Origin of the sequence: Halomonas sp. SH5A2 (assembly GCF_014263395.1) — a bacterium.
Lineage (GTDB): Bacteria > Pseudomonadota > Gammaproteobacteria > Pseudomonadales > Halomonadaceae > Vreelandella.
Genome location: NZ_CP058321.1, coordinates 2,238,072 through 2,257,888 on the forward strand (window position 1 = coordinate 2,238,072; position 19,817 = coordinate 2,257,888).

General features: G+C 58.5%; 18 protein-coding genes and 1 riboswitch. Of the genes, 6 read left to right on the forward strand and 12 right to left on the reverse strand.

The features are described from left to right. Together cobO and HXW73_RS10485 are read right to left on the reverse strand one after the other, a co-directional pair. Positions 1–594: a cob(I)yrinic acid a,c-diamide adenosyltransferase gene (gene cobO / locus HXW73_RS10480; protein ID WP_186253059.1), complete on the reverse strand. Its 594-nt coding sequence runs from the start codon at positions 592–594 to the stop codon at positions 1–3. Beyond that, on the reverse strand, positions 591–2,312 hold the full coding sequence (locus HXW73_RS10485; RefSeq protein ID WP_186253060.1) for an ATP-binding protein: 1,722 nt from the start codon (positions 2,310–2,312) through the stop codon (positions 591–593). The genes cobO and HXW73_RS10485 overlap by 4 nt, the downstream gene beginning before the upstream one ends. A 334-nt stretch (positions 2,313–2,646) precedes the next feature. Next, a riboswitch (cobalamin riboswitch) is annotated at positions 2,647–2,838 on the forward strand. A 64-nt stretch (positions 2,839–2,902) separates the two neighbouring features. Between HXW73_RS10485 and HXW73_RS10490 the strand changes: the two genes are divergently transcribed. The 6 genes from HXW73_RS10490 (at position 2,903) to HXW73_RS10515 (ending at position 7,125) form a co-directional block, all read left to right on the forward strand. Beyond that, the gene (locus HXW73_RS10490) at positions 2,903–3,919 is read left to right on the forward strand and encodes an ABC transporter substrate-binding protein (RefSeq protein WP_186253061.1); all 1,017 of its coding nucleotides are present in this window, start codon (positions 2,903–2,905) and stop codon (positions 3,917–3,919) included. Further along, complete coding sequence (locus tag HXW73_RS10495) at positions 3,916–4,980, forward strand: FecCD family ABC transporter permease (RefSeq protein ID WP_186253062.1); 1,065 nt, start codon at positions 3,916–3,918, stop codon at positions 4,978–4,980. The genes HXW73_RS10490 and HXW73_RS10495 overlap by 4 nt, the downstream gene beginning before the upstream one ends. Continuing rightward, complete coding sequence (locus HXW73_RS10500; protein WP_186253063.1) at positions 4,980–5,744, forward strand: ABC transporter ATP-binding protein; 765 nt, start codon at positions 4,980–4,982, stop codon at positions 5,742–5,744. Before HXW73_RS10495 ends, HXW73_RS10500 begins: the two co-directional genes overlap by 1 nt. A gap of 130 nt (positions 5,745–5,874) precedes the next feature. Beyond that, entirely contained in the window at positions 5,875–6,165 is a 291-nt protein-coding gene (locus HXW73_RS10505; protein WP_186253064.1) for a type II toxin-antitoxin system Phd/YefM family antitoxin, read from the forward strand. Positions 6,166–6,168: 3 nt separating this feature from the next. Further along, the gene (locus HXW73_RS10510) at positions 6,169–6,459 is read left to right on the forward strand and encodes a type II toxin-antitoxin system RelE family toxin (RefSeq protein ID WP_186253065.1); all 291 of its coding nucleotides are present in this window, start codon (positions 6,169–6,171) and stop codon (positions 6,457–6,459) included. A 48-nt stretch (positions 6,460–6,507) separates the two neighbouring features. After that, entirely contained in the window at positions 6,508–7,125 is a 618-nt protein-coding gene (locus HXW73_RS10515; RefSeq protein WP_186253066.1) for a hypothetical protein, read from the forward strand. Between the two features lie 101 nt (positions 7,126–7,226). On the opposite strand, the gene HXW73_RS10520 is transcribed toward HXW73_RS10515, so the two are convergent. The 10 genes from HXW73_RS10520 to cobD all read right to left on the reverse strand — a co-directional run bounded on the left by HXW73_RS10520 (position 7,227) and on the right by cobD (position 19,796). Further along, a complete protein-coding gene (locus HXW73_RS10520) occupies positions 7,227–8,402 on the reverse strand; it encodes a hypothetical protein (protein WP_186253067.1) in 1,176 nt (391 codons plus the stop codon). A gap of 107 nt (positions 8,403–8,509) precedes the next feature. Beyond that, on the reverse strand, positions 8,510–9,694 hold the full coding sequence (locus tag HXW73_RS10525; protein WP_186253068.1) for a hypothetical protein: 1,185 nt from the start codon (positions 9,692–9,694) through the stop codon (positions 8,510–8,512). Beyond that, the gene (locus tag HXW73_RS10530; RefSeq protein ID WP_186253069.1) at positions 9,691–13,290 is read right to left on the reverse strand and encodes a hypothetical protein; all 3,600 of its coding nucleotides are present in this window, start codon (positions 13,288–13,290) and stop codon (positions 9,691–9,693) included. The genes HXW73_RS10525 and HXW73_RS10530 overlap by 4 nt, the downstream gene beginning before the upstream one ends. Positions 13,291–13,304: 14 nt before the next feature. After that, complete coding sequence (locus HXW73_RS10535) at positions 13,305–14,111, reverse strand: DUF4123 domain-containing protein (RefSeq protein WP_186253070.1); 807 nt, start codon at positions 14,109–14,111, stop codon at positions 13,305–13,307. Further along, entirely contained in the window at positions 14,111–16,228 is a 2,118-nt protein-coding gene (locus HXW73_RS10540) for a type VI secretion system Vgr family protein (protein ID WP_186253071.1), read from the reverse strand. Before HXW73_RS10540 ends, HXW73_RS10535 begins: the two co-directional genes overlap by 1 nt. Before the next feature lie 170 nt (positions 16,229–16,398). Beyond that, positions 16,399–16,824 carry a bifunctional adenosylcobinamide kinase/adenosylcobinamide-phosphate guanylyltransferase gene (locus tag HXW73_RS10545; RefSeq protein WP_186253072.1) on the reverse strand — a complete coding sequence of 142 codons (426 nt, stop codon included), beginning with the start codon at positions 16,822–16,824 and terminating at the stop codon, positions 16,399–16,401. Next, positions 16,776–17,429: a histidine phosphatase family protein gene (locus HXW73_RS10550; RefSeq protein ID WP_186253073.1), complete on the reverse strand. Its 654-nt coding sequence runs from the start codon at positions 17,427–17,429 to the stop codon at positions 16,776–16,778. Before HXW73_RS10550 ends, HXW73_RS10545 begins: the two co-directional genes overlap by 49 nt. Further along, complete coding sequence (gene cobS / locus HXW73_RS10555; RefSeq protein WP_186253074.1) at positions 17,366–18,136, reverse strand: adenosylcobinamide-GDP ribazoletransferase; 771 nt, start codon at positions 18,134–18,136, stop codon at positions 17,366–17,368. The genes HXW73_RS10550 and cobS overlap by 64 nt, the downstream gene beginning before the upstream one ends. An 11-nt stretch (positions 18,137–18,147) precedes the next feature. Further along, positions 18,148–18,684 (reverse strand): bifunctional adenosylcobinamide kinase/adenosylcobinamide-phosphate guanylyltransferase, encoded by a 537-nt coding sequence (locus HXW73_RS10560; protein ID WP_186253075.1) that lies wholly within the window; start codon positions 18,682–18,684, stop codon positions 18,148–18,150. Then, a complete protein-coding gene (gene cobD / locus HXW73_RS10565) occupies positions 18,681–19,796 on the reverse strand; it encodes a threonine-phosphate decarboxylase CobD (RefSeq protein ID WP_186253076.1) in 1,116 nt (371 codons plus the stop codon). The genes HXW73_RS10560 and cobD overlap by 4 nt, the downstream gene beginning before the upstream one ends. Between the last annotated feature and the right edge of the window lie 21 nt (positions 19,797–19,817).

The following is a 19,817-nucleotide window of genomic DNA, read 5'->3' on the forward strand; positions in this document are numbered from 1 at the left end:
TCAGTATTCGATCCCCGCCTGGGCTTTAACACCGCCACGAAAGGCGTGACGCTCGTCTTGCACCGTGCTGATGGTATCGGCGATTTTCTGAAGCGGCGTCGCCATGGTGCGCCCGGTGATGATCACGTTTTGATGCGCCGGGCGTTGGTTGAGCGCTTCGACCACCGGCAGCGGGTCGAGGTAGCCATACTTGAACATGTAGCTCATTTCATCGAGGACGATGAGGTGGTAATCCGGGTTTTCGAGCAATCCCTTGGCCACTGCCCACGCCGACTGGGCGGCTTCAATATCACGCTCGCGATCCTGGGTTTCCCAGGTAAACCCCTGGCCCATGATGTGCCAGTCAAGGTTGGGCTGATCGCGGAAAAACAGGTATTCGCCGGTCTCGCGCCGACCCTTGATGAACTGGATGACCGCGCAGCGCTGCCCGTGGCCCAGCGAACGCGCCATGGTGCCCAACGCGGAGCTGCTTTTACCTTTGCCGTTGCCTTTCAGCAGGATCAACACCCCGCGCTCTTCCGTGGCACGGCTGATGCGCTCGTCGACCACGTCCTTTTTGCGCTGCATGCGGTTGGTATGGCGATCGTCACTCATGGAGTTTCCCGTCCAGAAAAAGGTGTCCAGTATCTTGCCCCCAACTGCTGGGCGATGCGCGCTCCCTGGCCGCGTTTGATTCTGGACGACTCGGTATCCATCAAGATGCAGTCGCCCAGCGGGCCAAGGTCGGCGACCGATTCACGGGTACGCCCGTCGGTAATCAGATAGGTACGAATATGCAGCCCGGGCTCGCGGCGTTGCCACTGGTGAATCAGGCGCCTGGCTTCGATAACCGCCTCGCGCAGCGGCGTACCGCCGCCACCCGTCGCCGCCTCCAGCGCATCTTGTACACGCTTGGGCGCACGGCGCCGGGACAGAAGCGGCACCACACCGCCGTTGCCAAACCCCACCACGGCTACCTGCTCGCGTGCCGCGTAGGCCTTGTTCACCAGCGCTTCCACAAGCCCTTTCGCCTGGCCCAGCAAGCGCTGCCCCAGGGTAGAGCCGGAGGTGTCCAGCAGCACCAGGTGCGCCGTCGCCTGGCCAGCGCGGGATTTGCGCATTTTTATCTCTCGCCAGGGCCACTGGCCGCGATTGGCGATCAGGGTGCCAAAGCTATCCAGGCGAGAGGTCTCCGCCTGGGAGCGCCCCTTGCCTGCCGTACGCCCTTTGCCCGCCGAGGCCGGGGTTGCCGCTGTCTTGCTCTGAGCATCAGCGTCTGGGGTTTTCGCCAGATTGGGCGCTGGCTGTGAAATCGTCTGCTGCGCCTGGGGCGGCATGGCGCCCCACTGGCCCTGCTCGCCGCGCTGGTCGGATGTTCCCGCCGACTCGTTAGACGCCGACGACGAACCGCCTTCGCCACCGGACGGTGTTTCACCCTGCGGCGGCGGCGATGCCGGCGGATTCTGCTCGGGAGGCTGGGTACGCCGATGGTCCAGCACCCAGGGCTCGACGATCTCGATATCCTGCTGCGCTACCTCGCTTGCACCACGCCAGGCGGCATGAGCGCGCGCGGCACGGTGCCAGGTTACGTCAGCTCGCAGACCTTCCACACCGGCGGCTTCACAGCGCGAGGCGATGGCGTGATACACCCAGGACGGGGTAATGACATCATCCAACTGGCGCTGGGCTTGTTGAATCCGCTCGGTCAGCGCGGCCTGGGCATCCTCGAAATCCCCCATGGCGTGCGCGGGGTCACGGTCAAAGGCTTCGCGCTGTTGGACGATGGCGATTCGCTCTTCCACGCTGATGCTCGCGGGCTGATCGATACACAGCCCAAAACGGTCCAGCAACTGCGGGCGTAGCTCGCCTTCATCCGGGTTCATGGTGCCAATCAGGCTAAAGCGTGCCGGATGGGAATGGCTGATACCGTCGCGCTCGACGATATTGGTCCCGCTGGCGGCCACATCCAGCAGCAAATCGACCAGCGTGTCGGGTAGCAGATTGACTTCATCCACATACAGCACGCCGCCGTGGGCCTTGGCCAACAAGCCGGGGTGGAAGGTGGTTTCACGCTCGGCAAGCACCCGCTGCAAATCCAGGCTTCCCGTCAGGCGGTCCTCGCTAGCGCCTAGCGGCAAGGTGACAAACGGCGGTTTGTGCCCCTGGCTGTCCGGCGGCAGAATAGCCGCCAATGCCCGTGCCAGGGTCGATTTGGCGCTCCCCCGGGGGCCGCTGATCAGCACGCCGCCAATCTGGGGGTTAATCACGTTGAGCAGCAGCGCTGTTTTTAGCGCCTTCTGGCCAACCACCGCCGCAAAGGGAAACTCACTCACCGGCACCTCCCGTGCTGGTCATGCCCACTAACCGATCAATATTGGCCAACTGATCTGGGGAGCAAGGGACTTGAATATGATTCATGGTAACTAGCCAAGTGATAATAAACCATTCATAAAGAAGTGGGAATATAAAAGGCATTCAGTATAGAGGAAGGCATGGCGGCGAGGCCAATCTGTTACGTGCTATTAACCTTGCAAGCACTTATATCAGTTCACGCTAAGGATGCTGCTGGATTTTTACACGCACTCAAAATACAATGTTATAACATTGCATATACTATGGGGTCTCATAAGATCCTTAGCCTTTCTGTTGTTCGCTATCCCCCTGCGACCTAGAATGGCTAACGTCGGTGTTCCCCCCGGAACTTAATAGAGAATCCGCCGCGGCTGGCCGCGAAACGGAACTGCCCCCGCAACTGTAGGCGGTGAGCGATGCTCTTTAATGCCACTGGACACATTGTCTGGGAAGGCGAGCTAGCCATGACCCGTCAGTCAGGAGAACTGCCGACAAATGACTAACATTGAGCGAAGTGGCTCGGTCAGTATTTTCTGGCCGAATCCCAAGCTCATCATGCACGGGAGTGTACATGATGTTGAGATTGAACACGGCCATCGCCGCGAGCGCTGTTGGCCTTGCACAGGCGGCTTACGCCTCCACCGACTACCCGCTTACGCTCACCAACTGCGGCGTAGAGATCAGCGTGGCGTCGCCCCCGGAGCGAACGGTGACGGTAGGCCAATCAGCCACAGAGATCCTCTATTCGCTGGGGCTCGCTGACCGCGTGAATGGCACCTCGGTGTGGTTCAATCCGGTTCTACCCCAGTTTGCAGAAGCCAATGAAGCGATCGAGCGGATCGCCAACGACGACCCAAGCTTTGAGGCCGTGGTCAATAAGCGGCCAGATCTGGTAGCGGTTCAGTATGAGTGGCACGTTGGCCCGACCGGCAGCGTCGCCACCCGCGAACAGCTCCATGAGCTGGGTATTAACACCTATATTATGCCCGCCGACTGCGACACCAAGGATAACTCTACCGGTGGCGATGGTACCCGCACGGCCGCTTTCTCAACGGATTCAATCTACAAAGGGATCACCGAACTCGCCGACATTTACGCTGTTCAAGACGCTGGCGAGGCCCTTGTAGCCGACCTTATCGACCGCGAAGAGCGGGCAATCGCACAGGCGAACAGCCTTGATTTACCGGACGATTTATCAGCGGCATTTTGGTTTTCATCGACAGACCTGGGGGTCAGCCCCTTTGTTGCGGGCCAGTTGGGCGCGCCGGGCTATATGATGGATAAACTCGGCATTCGCAATGTGATTGAGTCCGATGAGGAGTGGCCCACGGTGGGCTGGGAGAGCATCGCAAGAGCTGACCCCGATGTACTTGTTATCGCCAGCATGGACCGCCGCCGTTTTCCTGCCGACGATATTGAAGCCAAGCGTGAGTTCCTGCGCAGTGACCCGGTCACTAGCGAAATGAGCGCGGTTAAAAACAACCGCATCGTGGAGATGGATGCCCATGCCATGAGCGCGACTATGCGCACTATTTATGGCCTTGAAACACTGGCCGAGGCGCTATCGACGATGGCATTTGACGAATGAGGATAGCGTTAACACGGCTATCAACAGCGGGCTTTGAATTACGCTGGCTCTGGATAACGCCGCTCGTGCTAGTGGTGGCACTGATCGCGGGTACCGCCATCGGCGAAACGCCGATCCCCGTGGAGACGATTTTCAAAGTACTCGCCAATCAGCTACTGGGCGCGGATTACGCAGTTGACCGGATCGATGCGGGTATTATCTGGAACTACCGCCTCAGTCGTGCCGTCGTGGCCGCCTGTTGCGGCACCAGCCTGGCGCTGGCGGGGGTAGTGCTTCAGGCGCTGCTGCGTAATCCTTTGGCCGACCCCTATTTAATGGGCATTTCCGCTGGGGCCTCAACAGGTGCTGTGGCAGTGGCGGTCGCCGGTATCGGTGCGGGGGCGTTATCGCTCTCTCTAGGTGCCTTTGTGGGCGCCCTCCTCGCCTTTGGAATGGTGGTCATGCTCGCCCATGCGGCCAATAGCGGCGTGGGTGGTGGGCGCGGCGTTCAGGCAGCGGGGGCGATTATTCTGGCAGGCATTGCAGGCTCACAGCTGTTCAATGCGCTCACCGCTTTTATCATCACCAAGTCGGCGAGTGCCGAGCAGGCGCGGAGCATTATGTTTTGGCTGATGGGCAACCTCTCCGGGGTGCGCTGGGCCGATGTGACCTTGGCGGTGCCTGCCGCTCTCTTCGGGCTGCTGGTTTGCCTATGGCACCGGCGCTCCCTGGATGCGTTTACCTTCGGTGCCGACAGCGCCGCCTCCATGGGGATTGCGGTGCGCCCAGTGCGTGGCATGCTGATTATCGCCATGGCGCTGGTAACGGCGGTGATGGTGTCTATTGTGGGGGCGATTGGCTTTGTAGGCTTGGTGATTCCCCATGCCATGCGCTTTATCGTCGGTAGCCGTCATACCCGACTGGTACCGGCCACCGCCTTGGCGGGTGCGGTGTTTTTAATCGGCTCGGATATTCTTTCCCGGGTGCTGGTGCCCGGTCAGGTACTCCCGATCGGAGTGATTACTTCACTGATTGGCGCGCCTGCCTTTGCGCTGATTCTGGTGCGCGGCAAGAGGTCTTAATGCAGTTATCAGCTGAGCAGCTCGCCTGGGCGGTGCATGGTACGCCACTCCTTATTGACGTTAACCTCAGCGTCGAACCCGGCCAAACCTTTGGTTTGGTGGGGCCAAACGGCTCGGGCAAGACGTCCCTTCTGCGCCTGTTGGCAGGCTTGAACAAACCCAAAGCAGGACGGGTGCTAGTGGGTACCCAGCCCCTACACACGCTAAAGCAGCGGGCGATTGCTCAATCTATTGCCTTAGTCGAGCAGCAAGCCGACACCACCGATAGAATTAACGTGCGTGACGTAGTGGCGCTGGGCCGGACGCCCTTTCTTACCGCGTTGAGCCCCTGGTCGACTGAAGACGATGCCATCGTGGTTCAGGCACTGGTAGATGTCGATATGGCGCATATGGCAGATCGACTTTGGCACACGCTCTCTGGCGGCGAGCGCCAGCGCGTGCACATTGCCCGCGCGTTGGCCCAGAAGCCTAAAATCCTGCTATTGGATGAACCCACCAACCATCTGGATATTCGCCATCAGCTGTCGATTCTTGAATTGGTCAGGCAGCTTCCAGTTACCGTCATTATCTCCCTGCACGACCTGAACCACGCCATGGAGTGCGACCGCATCGGCGTGATGGACGGCGGCCGCCTGGTGGACAGCGGCCCACCCAAAGACGTACTGACGGCATTCCGGCTTCGCCAGACCTTTGGCGTCTACGCTGACATCTTCGCCGACCCTATCGATGGCAGCCAGGTCATGCGTTTCAGGAATGCTATTTAGGCATGGCAGGTCTAACCCCGCAGCTAATATGCCGTGAACCAGCGACTTTAATTGATGCCGCTCACCATCACGCATACAATAATACATAAAATAGTGTGTATTATTTTAGACCTCACTACCGGAGGGCATGATGGCTAACCTACTGGAACGCCCGGAAGACGCCGTTTCGGCGACGGCCATGGCACGTGGCTTTAGCGCAAAGCTGAAAGAAATTGCTACTCGCAAGACTGACCGCTTGGTCGTGTTCAAAGACAATCAGCCTGCAGCCGTCCTCATGAACGTTCAGGCCTATCAGGATCTGATAGACGAGTTGGAAGACCTACGCATTGAGGCTATATCTCGGGATCGCTTGGCGAGTTACCAAGCAGATCAGGCCATCCCCCACGACGACATGCGCTTGCTCTTCAACCAGGACGAGTAATCAATGGCTTGGCATGTTATCTATCACCCTGACGTCCAACTGGATTTAACGAGGCTTGGTTCTGCCGCTGCTAACCGTATCCTTGATGTCATCGAGGAACGAATTCGCGACGGAGAGCCCGACAAGCTCGGAAAGCCGCTACGGGGAGCCCTTTCAGGATGTCGGCGAATGCGAACTGGCAACACGCGTATTGTTTACAAAGTGGACGGTCAAGCCATTCAGGTGTTGATCATCGCCGTAGGGGCCAGGCGCGATGAAGAAGTCTATAAGGTCGCGCATCACCGCGTTAAATAACGGGCCATGCTGCTAGAGTAAAAACACTGCACCGACAAGGAGACAACCATGGCCGATTCCCCGGTAGCCGGTGTGCCTCTCTGGCTGAAGCTGGCCTTTTCGTTGTGGATCCTGATCTGGGCACCGAGCTATGTGGTGCTGCTGGGCGCCCAGAATTTCTTCTGGCTTTGTAACGTAGCAAGCTTCCTGCTGCTGGTCGCGCTGTGGGCGGAGCATCGCACCCTGATGTCGATGCAGTGGTTGGCGGTAGCGCTGGTCGGCAGCCTGTGGACGCTTGACGTCGCGACGGCGGTGCTCACCGGTGTACACCCCATCGGTGGCACCGAGTACATGTTCGACCCAGAGCACCCACCCATGGCACGGGCCATGTCGCTTTATCACGTTGTACTGCCACTGGTGGCCGGCATCGGCGTGGCGAAACTGGGCTACGCGCGCCGCGCCCTGCTTTGGCAGACCCTGCTAACCTGGATCGTGGTGCCGGTGTCCTACTTGCTCACCGACGCCGAGCGTAATATCAACTGGGTGCATGGGCCTTTCGGCCAGCCTCAGGACAGTCTCGACCCGCTGCTGTATCTGTTCCTACTGGCGCTGATATGGCCCGTAGTCGTCTACCTGCCGCTGCACCTGCTGATGATTGGCGGGCAGCGCTGGCGGAATCGCCGTTAATGCGGCGAATGAGTCACGCACCAAACTCACCTACACAACCGCTTGAAAAGACCTTTAGATGGCCCTCCAAAAGAACGTATTAATAACGCCTCGCTGTGTCGTTAATGGCCGTCGCGTTTATTTTGCTGGGATGCGTCTTTTGATTCAGCGCGCTCGACAAAGCGATCCGCCTTGTTGGGGAAGCGGCCATAGGCGTTGACGTCTTCGGGTTCTGCGGTATAGCTGTCGCCATAGCCGGGCACGGATTGGGCCATCAGGTCCGGGCGACTGCCCCAGGGCGCGGCGTCGACCACCTTTCGGTGCTCCTCGCGCCATTGTTTTAGTTCCTTATCGCTGGCCTTGGCGTAGAGATCACGCCAGTAGGTAGCTGGACGGCCACGCTTACCCGCCTCATCGAAGGCTTTGGTGGTGGGGTCAAGATGACGGAACGGCTCCAGGCGGGGAATGTCCGGCAACGGCTGGCTGACATCCATGTAGCGGCCCAGCATGTCCCACATGGCATATAACTGGACAATACTCCCGTCGGCCGGAAAATCGAAATCAAGCGGTAAGCCGTTGCGCTCGTCTTTGCTGTGCTGCGGATAGCGATGACGCACCTTGAGGCTATGGAACTGGTTACCTTTCATATCAGCGCGCATTTCGATAAAGGCATCGAATTCATAGAACGGAAAGTTTCCTTGGAAAGACTTCACCATACCCGTGCGCCGACAAAAAGCGATATCGTCCGACCAGTTTTTATTGCTTTTGTAAAAGCGAATGCTGTATGTCTCGTAAAATCTTCGCAGTATGGTAGCGGCTCCACAAAATGCGGTTACGCATAGTGGAATAAAAAATATATCAAGTGACAAGCCATTTTTTGGCCAGAACAACTCCATAAAAACTTCAATTAAAAGAACTATGAGTGAAACACCAACAAAAAAATATCCTGCCCCACCTATAAAGCTAAACCCATGAGTGATGACGACAAACCAAAAGCGCAAGAAGCGATAAAGCAAGCTGACATCTTCATCGACAGACTTTGACCAGCGCGTTTCATTAATCATGGCATAGCCCAGATAATCTTCCTTCATATACTGGTAATCCTCAAACCACTCATTGTCATACTCATATAGGGTAGGATTCACGCCAATATAATGTCCCCAAGGTAGCCGGGCCACATCTAAATGACTGCCAAGTTTTTTCCAAGTACTTTTTTCTGGAGGCGGTGCCTGGCGGGGAATAGCATCGGCCCGGAAGGCGGTCACGGCATAGTGATCTTGCTGTTCCGTCGGGTTCATGCTCCGGCTCCTTGCTTGTTCCATACCCGTTTTAGCCACGCTACCGCCAGGGAAGGCCGCCAGCGACCTTCCGAAAGAACGTATTGATAATGCTTGCTGTGGTGTCGTTAATGGCCGTCGCGTTTATTTTGCTGGGATGCGTCTTTTGCTTCAGCGCGCTCGACGAAGCGCTCCGCCTTGCTGGGGAAGCGGCCGTAGGCGTTGACGTCTTCGGGTTCTGCGGTATAGCTGTCGCCATAGCCGGGCACGGATTGGGCCATCAGATCCGGGCGGCTGCCCCATGGCGCGGCGTCGACCACTTGGCGGTGCTCCTCGCGCCATTGTTTTAGTTCCTTTTCGCTGGCCTTGGCGTAGAGATCACGCCAGTAGGTCGCCGGACGACCACGCTTACCCGCCTCATCAAAGGCTTTGGTGGTGGGGTCAAGATGCCGGAACGGCTCCAATCGAGGAATGTCCGGCAACGGCTGACTGACGTCCATATAGCGGCCCAACATGTCCCACATGGCATAGCGCTCGGCGATACTGCCGGTATCGGTGGGAAAGGTGAACTCCAACGGCAAGCCGCTGTGTTTGTCCTTGCTGAATTGCGGATAGCGATGACGCACCTTAAGGGTGTGACGCTGATTGCCCTTCATGTCCGCGGCCATCTCAATAAAGGCATCGAACTCGTAGAAGGGGAAATTCCCCTGAAAGCTCTTGACCAATCCCGAACAACGACAGAAAGCAACATCGTCCGACCAGTTCTGGTTACTCTTGTAGAAACGAATACTATGTTTCTCAAACAGAGTTTTAAAAACAGTAGCCACTCCACACACACCTACCGTAATAGCTAGAGGCGTTAGCGCAGCCAAGATAGTATCTGCGGCAAATAAAAACAAAATCGTACACACTGCAACTATGCTAGTAAAAAACCACCCAGCCCCCTTACCCCCACCTGAGGCAATAAAACTAAATCCATGACTAACAACGACAAACCAGAAGCGAAAAAAGCGATAGATAAGGCTGATATCTTCATCGACGAACTTTGACCAACGCAACTCGTTTATATGATTAAAGTCATGGAAGTCCTGCTCGCCCATATAATCGTAGTCACGATACCAACCTCCGGAATATTCATATTCAAACTCCGATGGATTAATGCCTACATAGTGACCCCAAGGCAGACGGGCGATATCGAAGTTACTGCCCAGTTTCCCCCAAACGCTTTTTTCTGGCGGTGGTGCCTGACGGGGAATGGCATCGGCCCGGAATGCGGTCTCGGCATAGTGATATTGCTGTTCTGTCGGACTCATAATCCAGCTCCTTGTTTGTTCCATACCCAGGTCAGCGTTGAGGGTTGCGCCGCGAAGGAGACGCTATCTTCCAGCTTACGGTGTTGTCTTTCGACTGGGTCCCAGTATTCCACGCTGCCTTGTCCTTCAATATCCCCCGGGCTTATGCGCACTAGGTAACTACCTTGGTGGTATTCGCGTTGATAATCCGGCTCATGTTGGAAACGGTGATGGCTGGCCGCCAGCCATTTGGCGGGCACATCGCCAAGCCCAGTGGTGGGAACACCCAGGCGCCGCCACTCTCGAGGGAGGCGGATACCCAAATAACGCACTGTCGGGTCCTCTGGATCCTGTCTTGAAAGTCCCACCAGTAAGCGCCGACGATCCATGGGAGCGTATTGATAGGTGTGACGCCTATCCGGTACGGGGGCCGAGCAGTCGGCTTCGACCTGGGTGATGGGCAATTGAAACTCGCCATAGCGCAGCCCGGGGCAGGTCATACGAATGGCGATATCACAGTCAAGGAAATCAGAATCGATAGGGACCAGGCCTTGGGGCGCCACCAGCTCGAAGCGAGCCTGGAAAAGTCCTTGCAATAACTGGAAATACGCGTCTTTGGGTGAAGCTGTCTGAAGGCCTTGGAGGTAATCGTGCTTGTCCATCTGCCGAGCATCATCCTCGGCTTCCTCCGCCAGATCCAGCAGCTTCCCTGCCAGTTCATCCTGATGATTCCCAAAGGGTCCATAGCGTACCCAGAGGGAGAAGCGATCATCGCGAGCTTTGATAGCCATGTACTGACATACCAACGCCACCCCGAGGCTGACCAGCATCACCGGTACCGGGCGCGGCGTACCCACCAAGCCCAGAAGGCCGTTCAGAAAACGATTGCGCACCAGATTCATCCTGGCGGCATTCGCCATCCCCTGACCATATCCGGAACCAACATAACTACCTACACCAATAGCGCCACTGGCGCCCGCTGTCCACTTAGCCGAGTCCCTCAAACCTTGCTGATAGAGTTGATAGGCATCAATGGCCACCAACGAGGCGGTAAATAGCCCGGCACTGAGTGTCATAAAGCCACGAACCTGGCCCGCCTCACCCATGGCTTCTTGCCACCCGGAATTTTTGATCAAGCGTATATCAAGGAACTCATTGGCCTGAACGGCCCATCCCCAGCGAACATTGGTCAGCTTAAGGCCCTGCAATGTCAGCAGGGAGGCATCAAGAGCGGCACTGATAACTCCACCAACTGAGCGAGCGCCGAAGTCTTTATCAACGGCATCCCCAGATACCACTAAATTATAAGCTTCTAGCACCACCAACCCTGACCAAAGCCCGATATACCCCGTCTGGGTCCATCGAAAGGCCTGCTCACTGGTCACTTGTCCTGTCACCTGGGCACGGCCCGTGGCCGCTGGTGACGAGGCGACGTCGCCGCCGAGGACGTTGCGGGCGGAGGCGGCCTGGAGGGCGATGCCGCCCTGGGCCATCTCCTCGGTCAAAGGTTTGAACTGGCTGGGCAATAACCAGTGAACGGCGCCATCGGCATCGACCACCTCGATGGGGAGGCCACCCATCAAAGCGCCTTTGAGATCACCGATATCGGTGGCCAGGGTGAGAGTCATGGTCTCACCCAGTTTCAGGCCCGACACCGCGTTGAGCAGGGTCGGCACAATGCTGCTGGCGACGGCGTCCGTACCGTTGAGCGCCATGCGTGCGCGGCTCATGGCCGGCCCCAGCTCACCGACTTCTTTATCCAGGCGCTGCTGCCAGGCAATCAGTTGTTCCCCTGTTGGGGTAGCGACCTGATCCTGCTGGTCCTTGACGTTTTGGGCAGCCACCTGCAGCACGTCCAGATTCCTGCCATAAGGGCTGCCCCAAACGTTCGTGCTGCAATTCTCATTGGCAAACAGTAACGGCGAGCAGGCATGCCCGGCGCGCCGCTGTGTCGCCGCAAATAGTGTCTCGAGGGTTTGCCGACACTTTGCAGGCGCCTGGAGCGTCTTGGCTTCTTCAGGCGTTGCCTTGAGGTCGAGGCAGTTCAAGCCGGTTTGCAGGGTCTCGATACACCGTGCCAGCAGCGCGTAAGGCTCCAGATGATTGATATCATCAAACAGCATGGCGTCGCGCAGGGTATGGCAAAAGGCCCCCGGCGATGTGTCATTAAACAGCTTCACCAGCGCCGACAGGCGCTCGTCGATCCGCAGGCGGGCCAGTCGGCGCTCTTCTTCCTTGATCAAACGGGAGAACAGGCTCTCCCGGGAGCGCTCAAGGCGGGTGTCATACCAGGTGTCGAGGTAGAGCGGGTTTTCTTCACCCTCCGGGCCATACGGCATGAAACAGTTGGCATGGATCAGTTCGGCTGACTTGCCGTGGGGATGGTACTTCATGCCTTCGGAGAGTACCCAAAGCAGTTCCTGACCGGCCTGGATATCCTCGATCAGGTAGTCAATCGCCTGTTTAGGGTCGCGCAAGAAAACAGCACAAAGCTGCTGTTCGCGAAGCGCCGCCAGGCAATCGTCGGTTCCCTCCGGCGCTGGAAGCATGGCAAGCGAGGCGTCATCCGCACGCTCGTCATCCGCACGATAGTCATTGTTCCATTGCTGCACCAGGCAGCTACGCAGCGCGGGGGAAAAGTGCCGTTGGCGAGTCTGCGTATCGATGTCTGGCGCTACTGCCTGTTGGTCGTCGGACTCGAAGAACTCACGCTCGGCCTGTAGCTGCTCGACGAGGGTATTCCAGCCTGTTGCCGAGGTATCTTCCAGATAGTCCCTGGCGCTGCCCCATGCTTGCTCGTACATCACATCCCGTGGGCGCATTGACGGCAGCCAGTCCAGGGCGGCCTTGCCAGCGCACTCGTCACGGTTGACTTCCACGCTATGGGTGTACATGTTTCGCATGTTGCCCTGCAGCATGGCACTCACTGACGATTCATTGAGGGCAAGCGGTTGGCAGCGTTGGTTGATTAACGTTGGGTTGGCTTCCAGCTGCTCGATATGCGCCCAGGGCCAGGGATGGTCGGAGAAAGCCAGGCGCACATTGGCTGTTTCGCCGTTGAGCCTGAGGGGCAAATGGAGGTGTGCCAGAGCGGGACCGGTGAAATCGCGCACCGTGGGAACGTCATCCTGTTGCCGATACGTCGCGATGTCGCTATCGGTGAACTTCGGCGCTTGGTTCGGCTCGCCGGATATCACCAATTCCCTGATCAGTCGGTTGTCGAGAAACACATAGATGAAGCCGCCACGGCATGGCCCTGCCGCCAGCTCCTGATGATCGATGTACAGCATGGGCAAGGTCGAGACCATCAGGTTGTGCTGGAATGAACGCTTCTTGGGGATTAAGCCGCATTGGGAGATATCTTCCACCTGCAGCAATGGGATCTCGATGTCACCGAGTTTCTGGATCAGGCGATAGCTCGCCAGCTCTTCTTCTAAGTAGGTTTGCTGGGTCTCGACAATCGGCCCGTAACGGCCTTCCGAGGCATCTCCCTCTGCCAGGCATTCTTCGGCGGAGTCGCCCTGATAAAGCCAGTATTCATTCTGGTCGTTATCCGTATGACGACCGGTAATTTCCACGTAGATCGCCTTGGGGCTGCACGCATGGTTCTGTGACATTCCCGTGTCCTTTGTCATGTCATTGCATCGAGAGAAAGGGACTCGATGAAGTGTTCAAATGCGTCACTCGTTTTCAGTTTGCCTTGCGCGTTTTCCACCGCTTGCTTGCGTGACAGATTGAGTTGCCAGGTGTCGTGCCAGTAGTGCTCCAGCGCCCGCCATAGGGAGGTGATGCAATCGTCTTCTTTTTGCAGCAGATCGAAACGATGGATGGCGTCGCCCAGTAAGGGCATCAGCCGGGAAAACTGACTCAAACCTTGCAGTCGCTGCTGAGTCTCCGGCGCCAATCTTAGTGGCTTACCGCCTGGCAGGCTGTTACCGCCCGCCGAGAAATAGTGTTCATGGACGATGTTTTCATGATTCAGGCAAAGCGGCCACGACCAGCAGGTGTCCTCCCCCATCAGGGCAAGGCGGTCTGCCTGGTCGAGTTGTTCCTCACCCAGCAAGAGGTGCAAGACGACAGGCTCGTGAAAGCGCAGTAACCCCATCCCGTTGCCAGGCGTGTCAATGGTCAGGCAGGCGGCCAGGCGCTGCTGCAGGTCTTCCAGAGAGGCAGGCGTATCGATAACCACCGATGCGGCATACGGCATCCAGTCTGCACTGCATTGCTGCCACACGTTGGCATTGTGTGTGATATCCAACAGCACAGGGCCGCTTTCTCGCACGGCGTGATAGGCCGTGCCGTCGTAAAGCCAGCGGAACTTGGGTTCGCTCACTATGCCGTAGAAACGGCGCAATACCTCACCTTCAGGAAGACTGGCTGTCTCTATCAACCAGTAGCGCCGCTCTCTTTGCTCCGGGAGATTCGCTGCATAACGCATTAACTTGCCCTACCCCGGCATGGACAGTCAGACAGTGGGCAACTGCCATCGGTCTGCTTTTGGCATAGCTGGACGATGCTAGCCTCCTGTGCTGACGCTTCCAGCAGCGCCTCATGGGTGACGGGCGGTATGGCTTCATGCCCCTCCGCCACCGCATGCCCAGGCAGCAGCGGCCCTTCCACCGCTTGTCCGCTGCCGCTGCCAGGGCTGCCGCCTGCGTTGACACTCACCTTGGGGCCAACGATGGTAATGCCGCTACCGTCCAGCTTGAGAAAGCTGCCGCCAGCGTTCAGGGTTAATTCGTCACCCGCCTCAAACACCACTTTATGGCCTGATTTGATATGCAGCTCGCGGCCGCTTTCGCTTAGCCACGCCTGGCCCGCGTTGATATGCAGCGTGCCATCCACATTGAAGTGTTGCTGGCCTTCAGTGTGCTCAAAACGATTGCCATGGACCGTGTGGTGATCGTCGTTGTCGATCTCGCTGATGCGGTCGTTATTGACCTTCAAAAAGCTGTCGTTGCGGGTCTCTTCAATACGGTCGTTAAGCGTGAGCAGCTCCAGGTCTTTCTGGGCGTGGAGCCAGATTTGCTCTTCGCCGGCTTGGTCTTCGAAGCGCAGTTCGTTAAAGCCGTCGGCCTTGTGGCTTTGGGTACGCAGCACTGTGCGGGTTTTGTGCTCCGGTAATGGATAGGGAGCGGTATTCACGGCGTGGTAGGTGCGCCCGGTGATTAGCGGCTGGTCGGGGTCACCCTCTAGGAACGACAAAATGACCTCATGGCCGATCCGGGGGACAGCGATGCTGCCGTAGCCGCCACCTGCCCAGCCCTGGGCAACCCGCACCCAACAGCTTGCCGTGTCGCCTGGTTCTGCATATCGATCCCAGGGGAACTGGACCTTGACCCGGCCGTGCTTGTCGCAGTGGATTTCTTCGCCTTCCGGGCCGACCACAAAGGCGACCTGGGGGCCGTCGACGCGGGGTTTGGGATTGGGGGTGGCCCGCCAGGGGGCGTCGCCGGGGATCAATGTGACCTGGTTGTGGTAGCGTGTCATCCCGTTGGCATCGTTCTGCGTGATGCCATCTTCTTCCAGCGCCTGGGGCTGCTCGCCGTGGTGAAGAACACTGATGGCCTGCCAGTCGCGGTTGAGGCTATCGGTATCGTGATCTGTCAGGCTAAAGCGCAGGCCGGGGGCGAGTTCGGGGAGATCGCTTTCGGCACTGGCGGTGATCGCCTCGCGGCGTAGCTGTTCCAGGCGGATGCGGGTAAAGGGCTCGCCGGAAGCGTCCTGCTTGTAGCGGCCGGGGTAGTCGTAGTGTTCGTACCCTTTATCAACGACGCCCTGCTGTCCATGGCCTTCCACATCACGGCCCAAGTGGTCGTGGAGCTGCGCGTAGGCGGGATTTTTAAAGCTGTAGTCTTTCAGCGTGGCGGAGGAACTCGCCACCCGGGCGGTGTGGCTGAGTTTACGCACATGACGTGTGGGTGCGGTGCCACCGGCGCGGCTGTGGTACGTACGCTCGCCGAGATGGGTCAGTACCTGCGGGTCGTCGGCAAACACCAGCCGGTGGGCACCTGCGTCACTGTCCTCAAAGTCATGGAAGTAAAACAGCCCCTCTTCGGCGGCCAGGCGCTCAATAAAGGCGAGGTCTGTCTCGCGGTACTGAACGCAGTACTCACGCTCGGGAAGCTCGCGGGTGACCGCAAAGGCCACGTCGCGAATGCCCCGCTCATCGCAGAGGGTATTGATGATGGTCAGCGGGTCGACTTTCTGGAAAATACGCGAGTTGTGGCGCAGCGAAAGCCGCCAGAGTGCTGGGCGCAGTACCAGGGAGTAGAAGGTACGTCGATGACCGCGGTCGCCCCGGCCAAATTCGGTGACAATGCCGTGCACGCGGCGCAGCGGTTCGCCGTCCAGCCAGATCGTCAATGAAGCCTCACGATCCAGGAGCTCGGCGGCATCCAGACTGCCGTCACGGCTGGCCAGGTTGAGCGCCAGCTCGAAAGGCTGGGAGAGCGCTTCGCGATGGGTGAAGTCGATCACCGCGATATCATCCACCCCCGGTAGCGCTAGGGTGAATTGCAGGCCTGTTTTGTTCGCCCCCGTCCTTTCCGACATAATGCCGCTCCCTGGACCATCAATCGCTAATGAAAACGGTCAGAATAGCGAGCCGGAAGCGAAGCGCAACCCTTGCAGGGCACGTCACAGAGATCTCTTACACCGTGTAAGAAATAGCTTACAAGACAGGCAAGAATTCGCCCGAAATATCACGCTAAAAGCCGGGATAACTACTTGATCAACTGCACCAACCCATGCCGCACGTACCACACCTGCTCGGCTTGGGCGGTGGCGTCTTGGGTGAACCAGCCATTGAGGTCGCGCAGGCGGCGCTGTTCGGGTTGCATGGGCACAATACCCCGGCCGGCTTCATTGGCAATAATGATCAGCGGCACCTTTAGCTCGTCAGCACGCTGGCAGAGCCGTGTCATATCGCCCTGCCACTGTTGGCGCAGGGCATCGTTTTCCGCTTTTGCTAAAGCGGCATCGAGCCACTCGAGCACGCCGGTTATCACCAGCGGGGTGTCGGCAACCAGCGCTTGCTGGCACTCAGCCAGCCGTTGACCCGGTGCGAGCCGACACCATACGGCGTCGGGAAAGCGAGCCGTTACGGCGTCGCGTTTACCAGCGCAGGCACCGCCGATGAAGAGCTGCATTGCCAATCTCCTTTGCCATTCGCATCGGTATGATAAGTGAGCGTCCAGCGCCGACCTTGGGCCTGGCTCACTGAGCCATCCCAGAAGTGAATGGTTTCAAAACGGCGGCGCAGCTCACGAATCACACCGCCGTGGGTAACGGCCAGGATTTTACCGTGGCCGCCCTGTCGAGCATTGACGGCCACATCATGCAGCCAGGCTTCCAGACGCGCCCGCAGTTGAGCTGCCGATTCGCCGCCGGGGATCTGCAGCTCGCCGACGCTGTCGATCCAGGCGCGGTAATGGGGCAAGTCTTTTAGCTCGTCGTAGACCTTGCCTTCGTACTCGCCAAAATCGAGTTCGCGCAGACGCGGCTCAAGCGCAACCGGCTCGCCCTCTTTCGCTGCCTGAATCCACTCAAGCGTCTGTTGGCAGCGGTTCAAGTCGCTTGAATAAATGGCATCAAAACGCTCATCCACCATTGCGTCGCGCAGGGCAAGCAATCCCTCTTCAGCCTCAGGAAACAGCAGCGCAATATCGCGCTGGCCCTGATAACGGCGCTCTAGATTCCAGGCGGTGATGCCGTGGCGAACTGCCACCAACTCCACACTAAGATCAGCAGCCAAAGCTCTCCTCCTTCGATGGTGGCACCGACCATGTCGCCGTTGATGCCATTAAACAGGCGCAGCATAAGCCAGCGCATAAGCCCCACAAAAACGATTGCCGCAAGCAGCATCACCAGTAGTGTGGGTGCCAGCAGGGCTATCACCGCGATCGGTACCAGCGCCAGCGCCACATCCTGGCCGCTAAGCGACTGCTGCCAGCTCCAGGCCAGGCCCTTCGGCTGGGCGCAGGGGGTCAGCGCCAGCAAGGCCACACCCGCCCAGCGCCCGAGCGCGGGCACCACCAGCAGCCACCAGAGCGGTGCTTGATAGGTGAGCAATGCCCACAGCAGCACGCCCTTCCAGGCAAGCAGAAACACCAGCGCCAACATGCCGAAACTGCCGATTTGCGGGTCTTTCATGATCTCCCAGCGGCGCGTCAGCGGCTGATTGCTGCCCAGCGCATCGGCGATATCCATGACGCCATCCAGGTGCAGCCCACCGGAAAGCGCGACCCAAAGGCTAAGCAGCGCCAGCGCGGTAATCGGCGTGGGGACGTTATGCATACCCAGCGCTAGCAGCGCCAGGGCACCACCGATCAACAGGCCGACCAGCGGGTAGGCGCGCACCGCCCAGCGGCGGGTTTGAGGCGTCCAGGGGCAAGCGACAGGAATCGGGATTCGGGTCAAAAACTGTAGCGCGAGCAAGAGACCGAACAGAACGTTTTTCACAGCACCTTCTTTCACAGAACCTTCCCGTCGTTTTTCCATTCGATGGCACAGCCCGCGACCACTTCCAGCACCGAGTCCGCCTCTGCCGCTAGCCAGCGGTGGGCACGCTGAAGAAATTCAAGGTAGCGCCAGGTTTCGGCATCAATGGGCGGTAGCGTTTCGTTGATATCGTTAGAGACAATCACTAGATGCACGTTGCGTGCTCGGGTATCAGCAAGGGTATTGGCCAATAGCGCCAGACCCTCGTCCTCGCCAAGCTCACTGGCATACAGCACCTGACTGGCCCAGAGGGTCAGGCAATCCAGCAGCACGGCACCGCCTTCTGGCACGTTGGCAATCGCTTGATCAATGGCCAGCGGCGCTTCCAACGTCAGCCACTGCGCGCCCCTGGATTGCCGATGGCGAGCAACGCGCGCAGCCATCTCGTCGTCGTACACGTCTGCGGTGGCCAAATAGTAACAGGGTGAACGGGCCGCCGCGTCAAGCACCCGCTGCTCGGCGATGTCGCTTTTGCCGGAACGCGCCCCGCCGCTAACGAAGACAATCATGCAGTGCCTTCATGCAGTACCTTTTTCAATACATTCAAAAACCGCTGATTGTCAGGCTTGTCGCGCAGCGCTACACGGAGCCAAGCGCCATCGAGCCCGACAAAATTGTGGGTATGGCGCACCAATATACCTTGGTGTAGCAGCCGCTCAAATAACACATCGCTGGAGAGGCCTACGGCGCGCTGCTCGGCGCCAGGGCGGATAAGGAAAAAGCAGGCCTGGCTGGGCACAACGTCCAACCCCAACTCGCTAAGCGCTTGGCTCATACCTGGCCGCTCGCTGGCCAACCAACGCTGGGTGCGCCGGGTAAAGGCGTCATCTGCCAGCAGCGGCGCCACCAGTTCAGCCGCCAAGTGATTAACGCTCCAGGGCGGCTGGTGGCTCTGTGCCGCTTGAATCGTGGCCGTGTCCGCCAGCATGTAGCCTAACCGTAGCCCTGGCAGGGTATAAAACTTGGTCATTGAACGCAGCAGAATCAGATGCGGGTAGCGATCCAGCAGCGGTACCAGCGACACCGTGTCATGCGTTTCGCCGACCATGTCCACAAAGGCCTCATCCACCACCACCCGGCAGCCCGTCCAAGCCGTGACATCCAGCAATGTCTCCATGGTCGAGGTATCGATAAGCGTTGCTGTGGGGTTATTGGGACGACACAGAAACAGCACATCGATATCGATGAGCCCTGCCAACAGCGAATCAATATCCAGCGTAAAGTGCGGCGCGGGCAGTGCGATCTCACTGACTGAGAGCCGGTGGGCGCCACAAGCGCGGGCATACTCGCCAAAGCTTGGCGTTATAATCGCCGCCCGCCGCCATGCATGTAGCGCGGCTGCAATAAAAATCGCCTCCGCGCCGCCGTTCGTCAGCAGTACCTGTTCAGGCTGAAGTTGGTGATGGCTGGCGATGGCGTGGCGGGCAGCGGAGTAATCCGGCACCGGGTAGTGCTCAAGGCCAGCCAGCTGTTGCGTTAAACAGTCGCGCACCCAGGCGGGTGGCCCCAAGGGATTCAGATTGGCGCTAAAATCGTAAAGGCGATGCCCTAACGGCAAGCCGAAGTGCGCTAATAGCGCCTCGGACTGGCCACCGTGGCTGGGCCATTCAGGTGTACTCATACAAGCCTCGGAAGCATCACA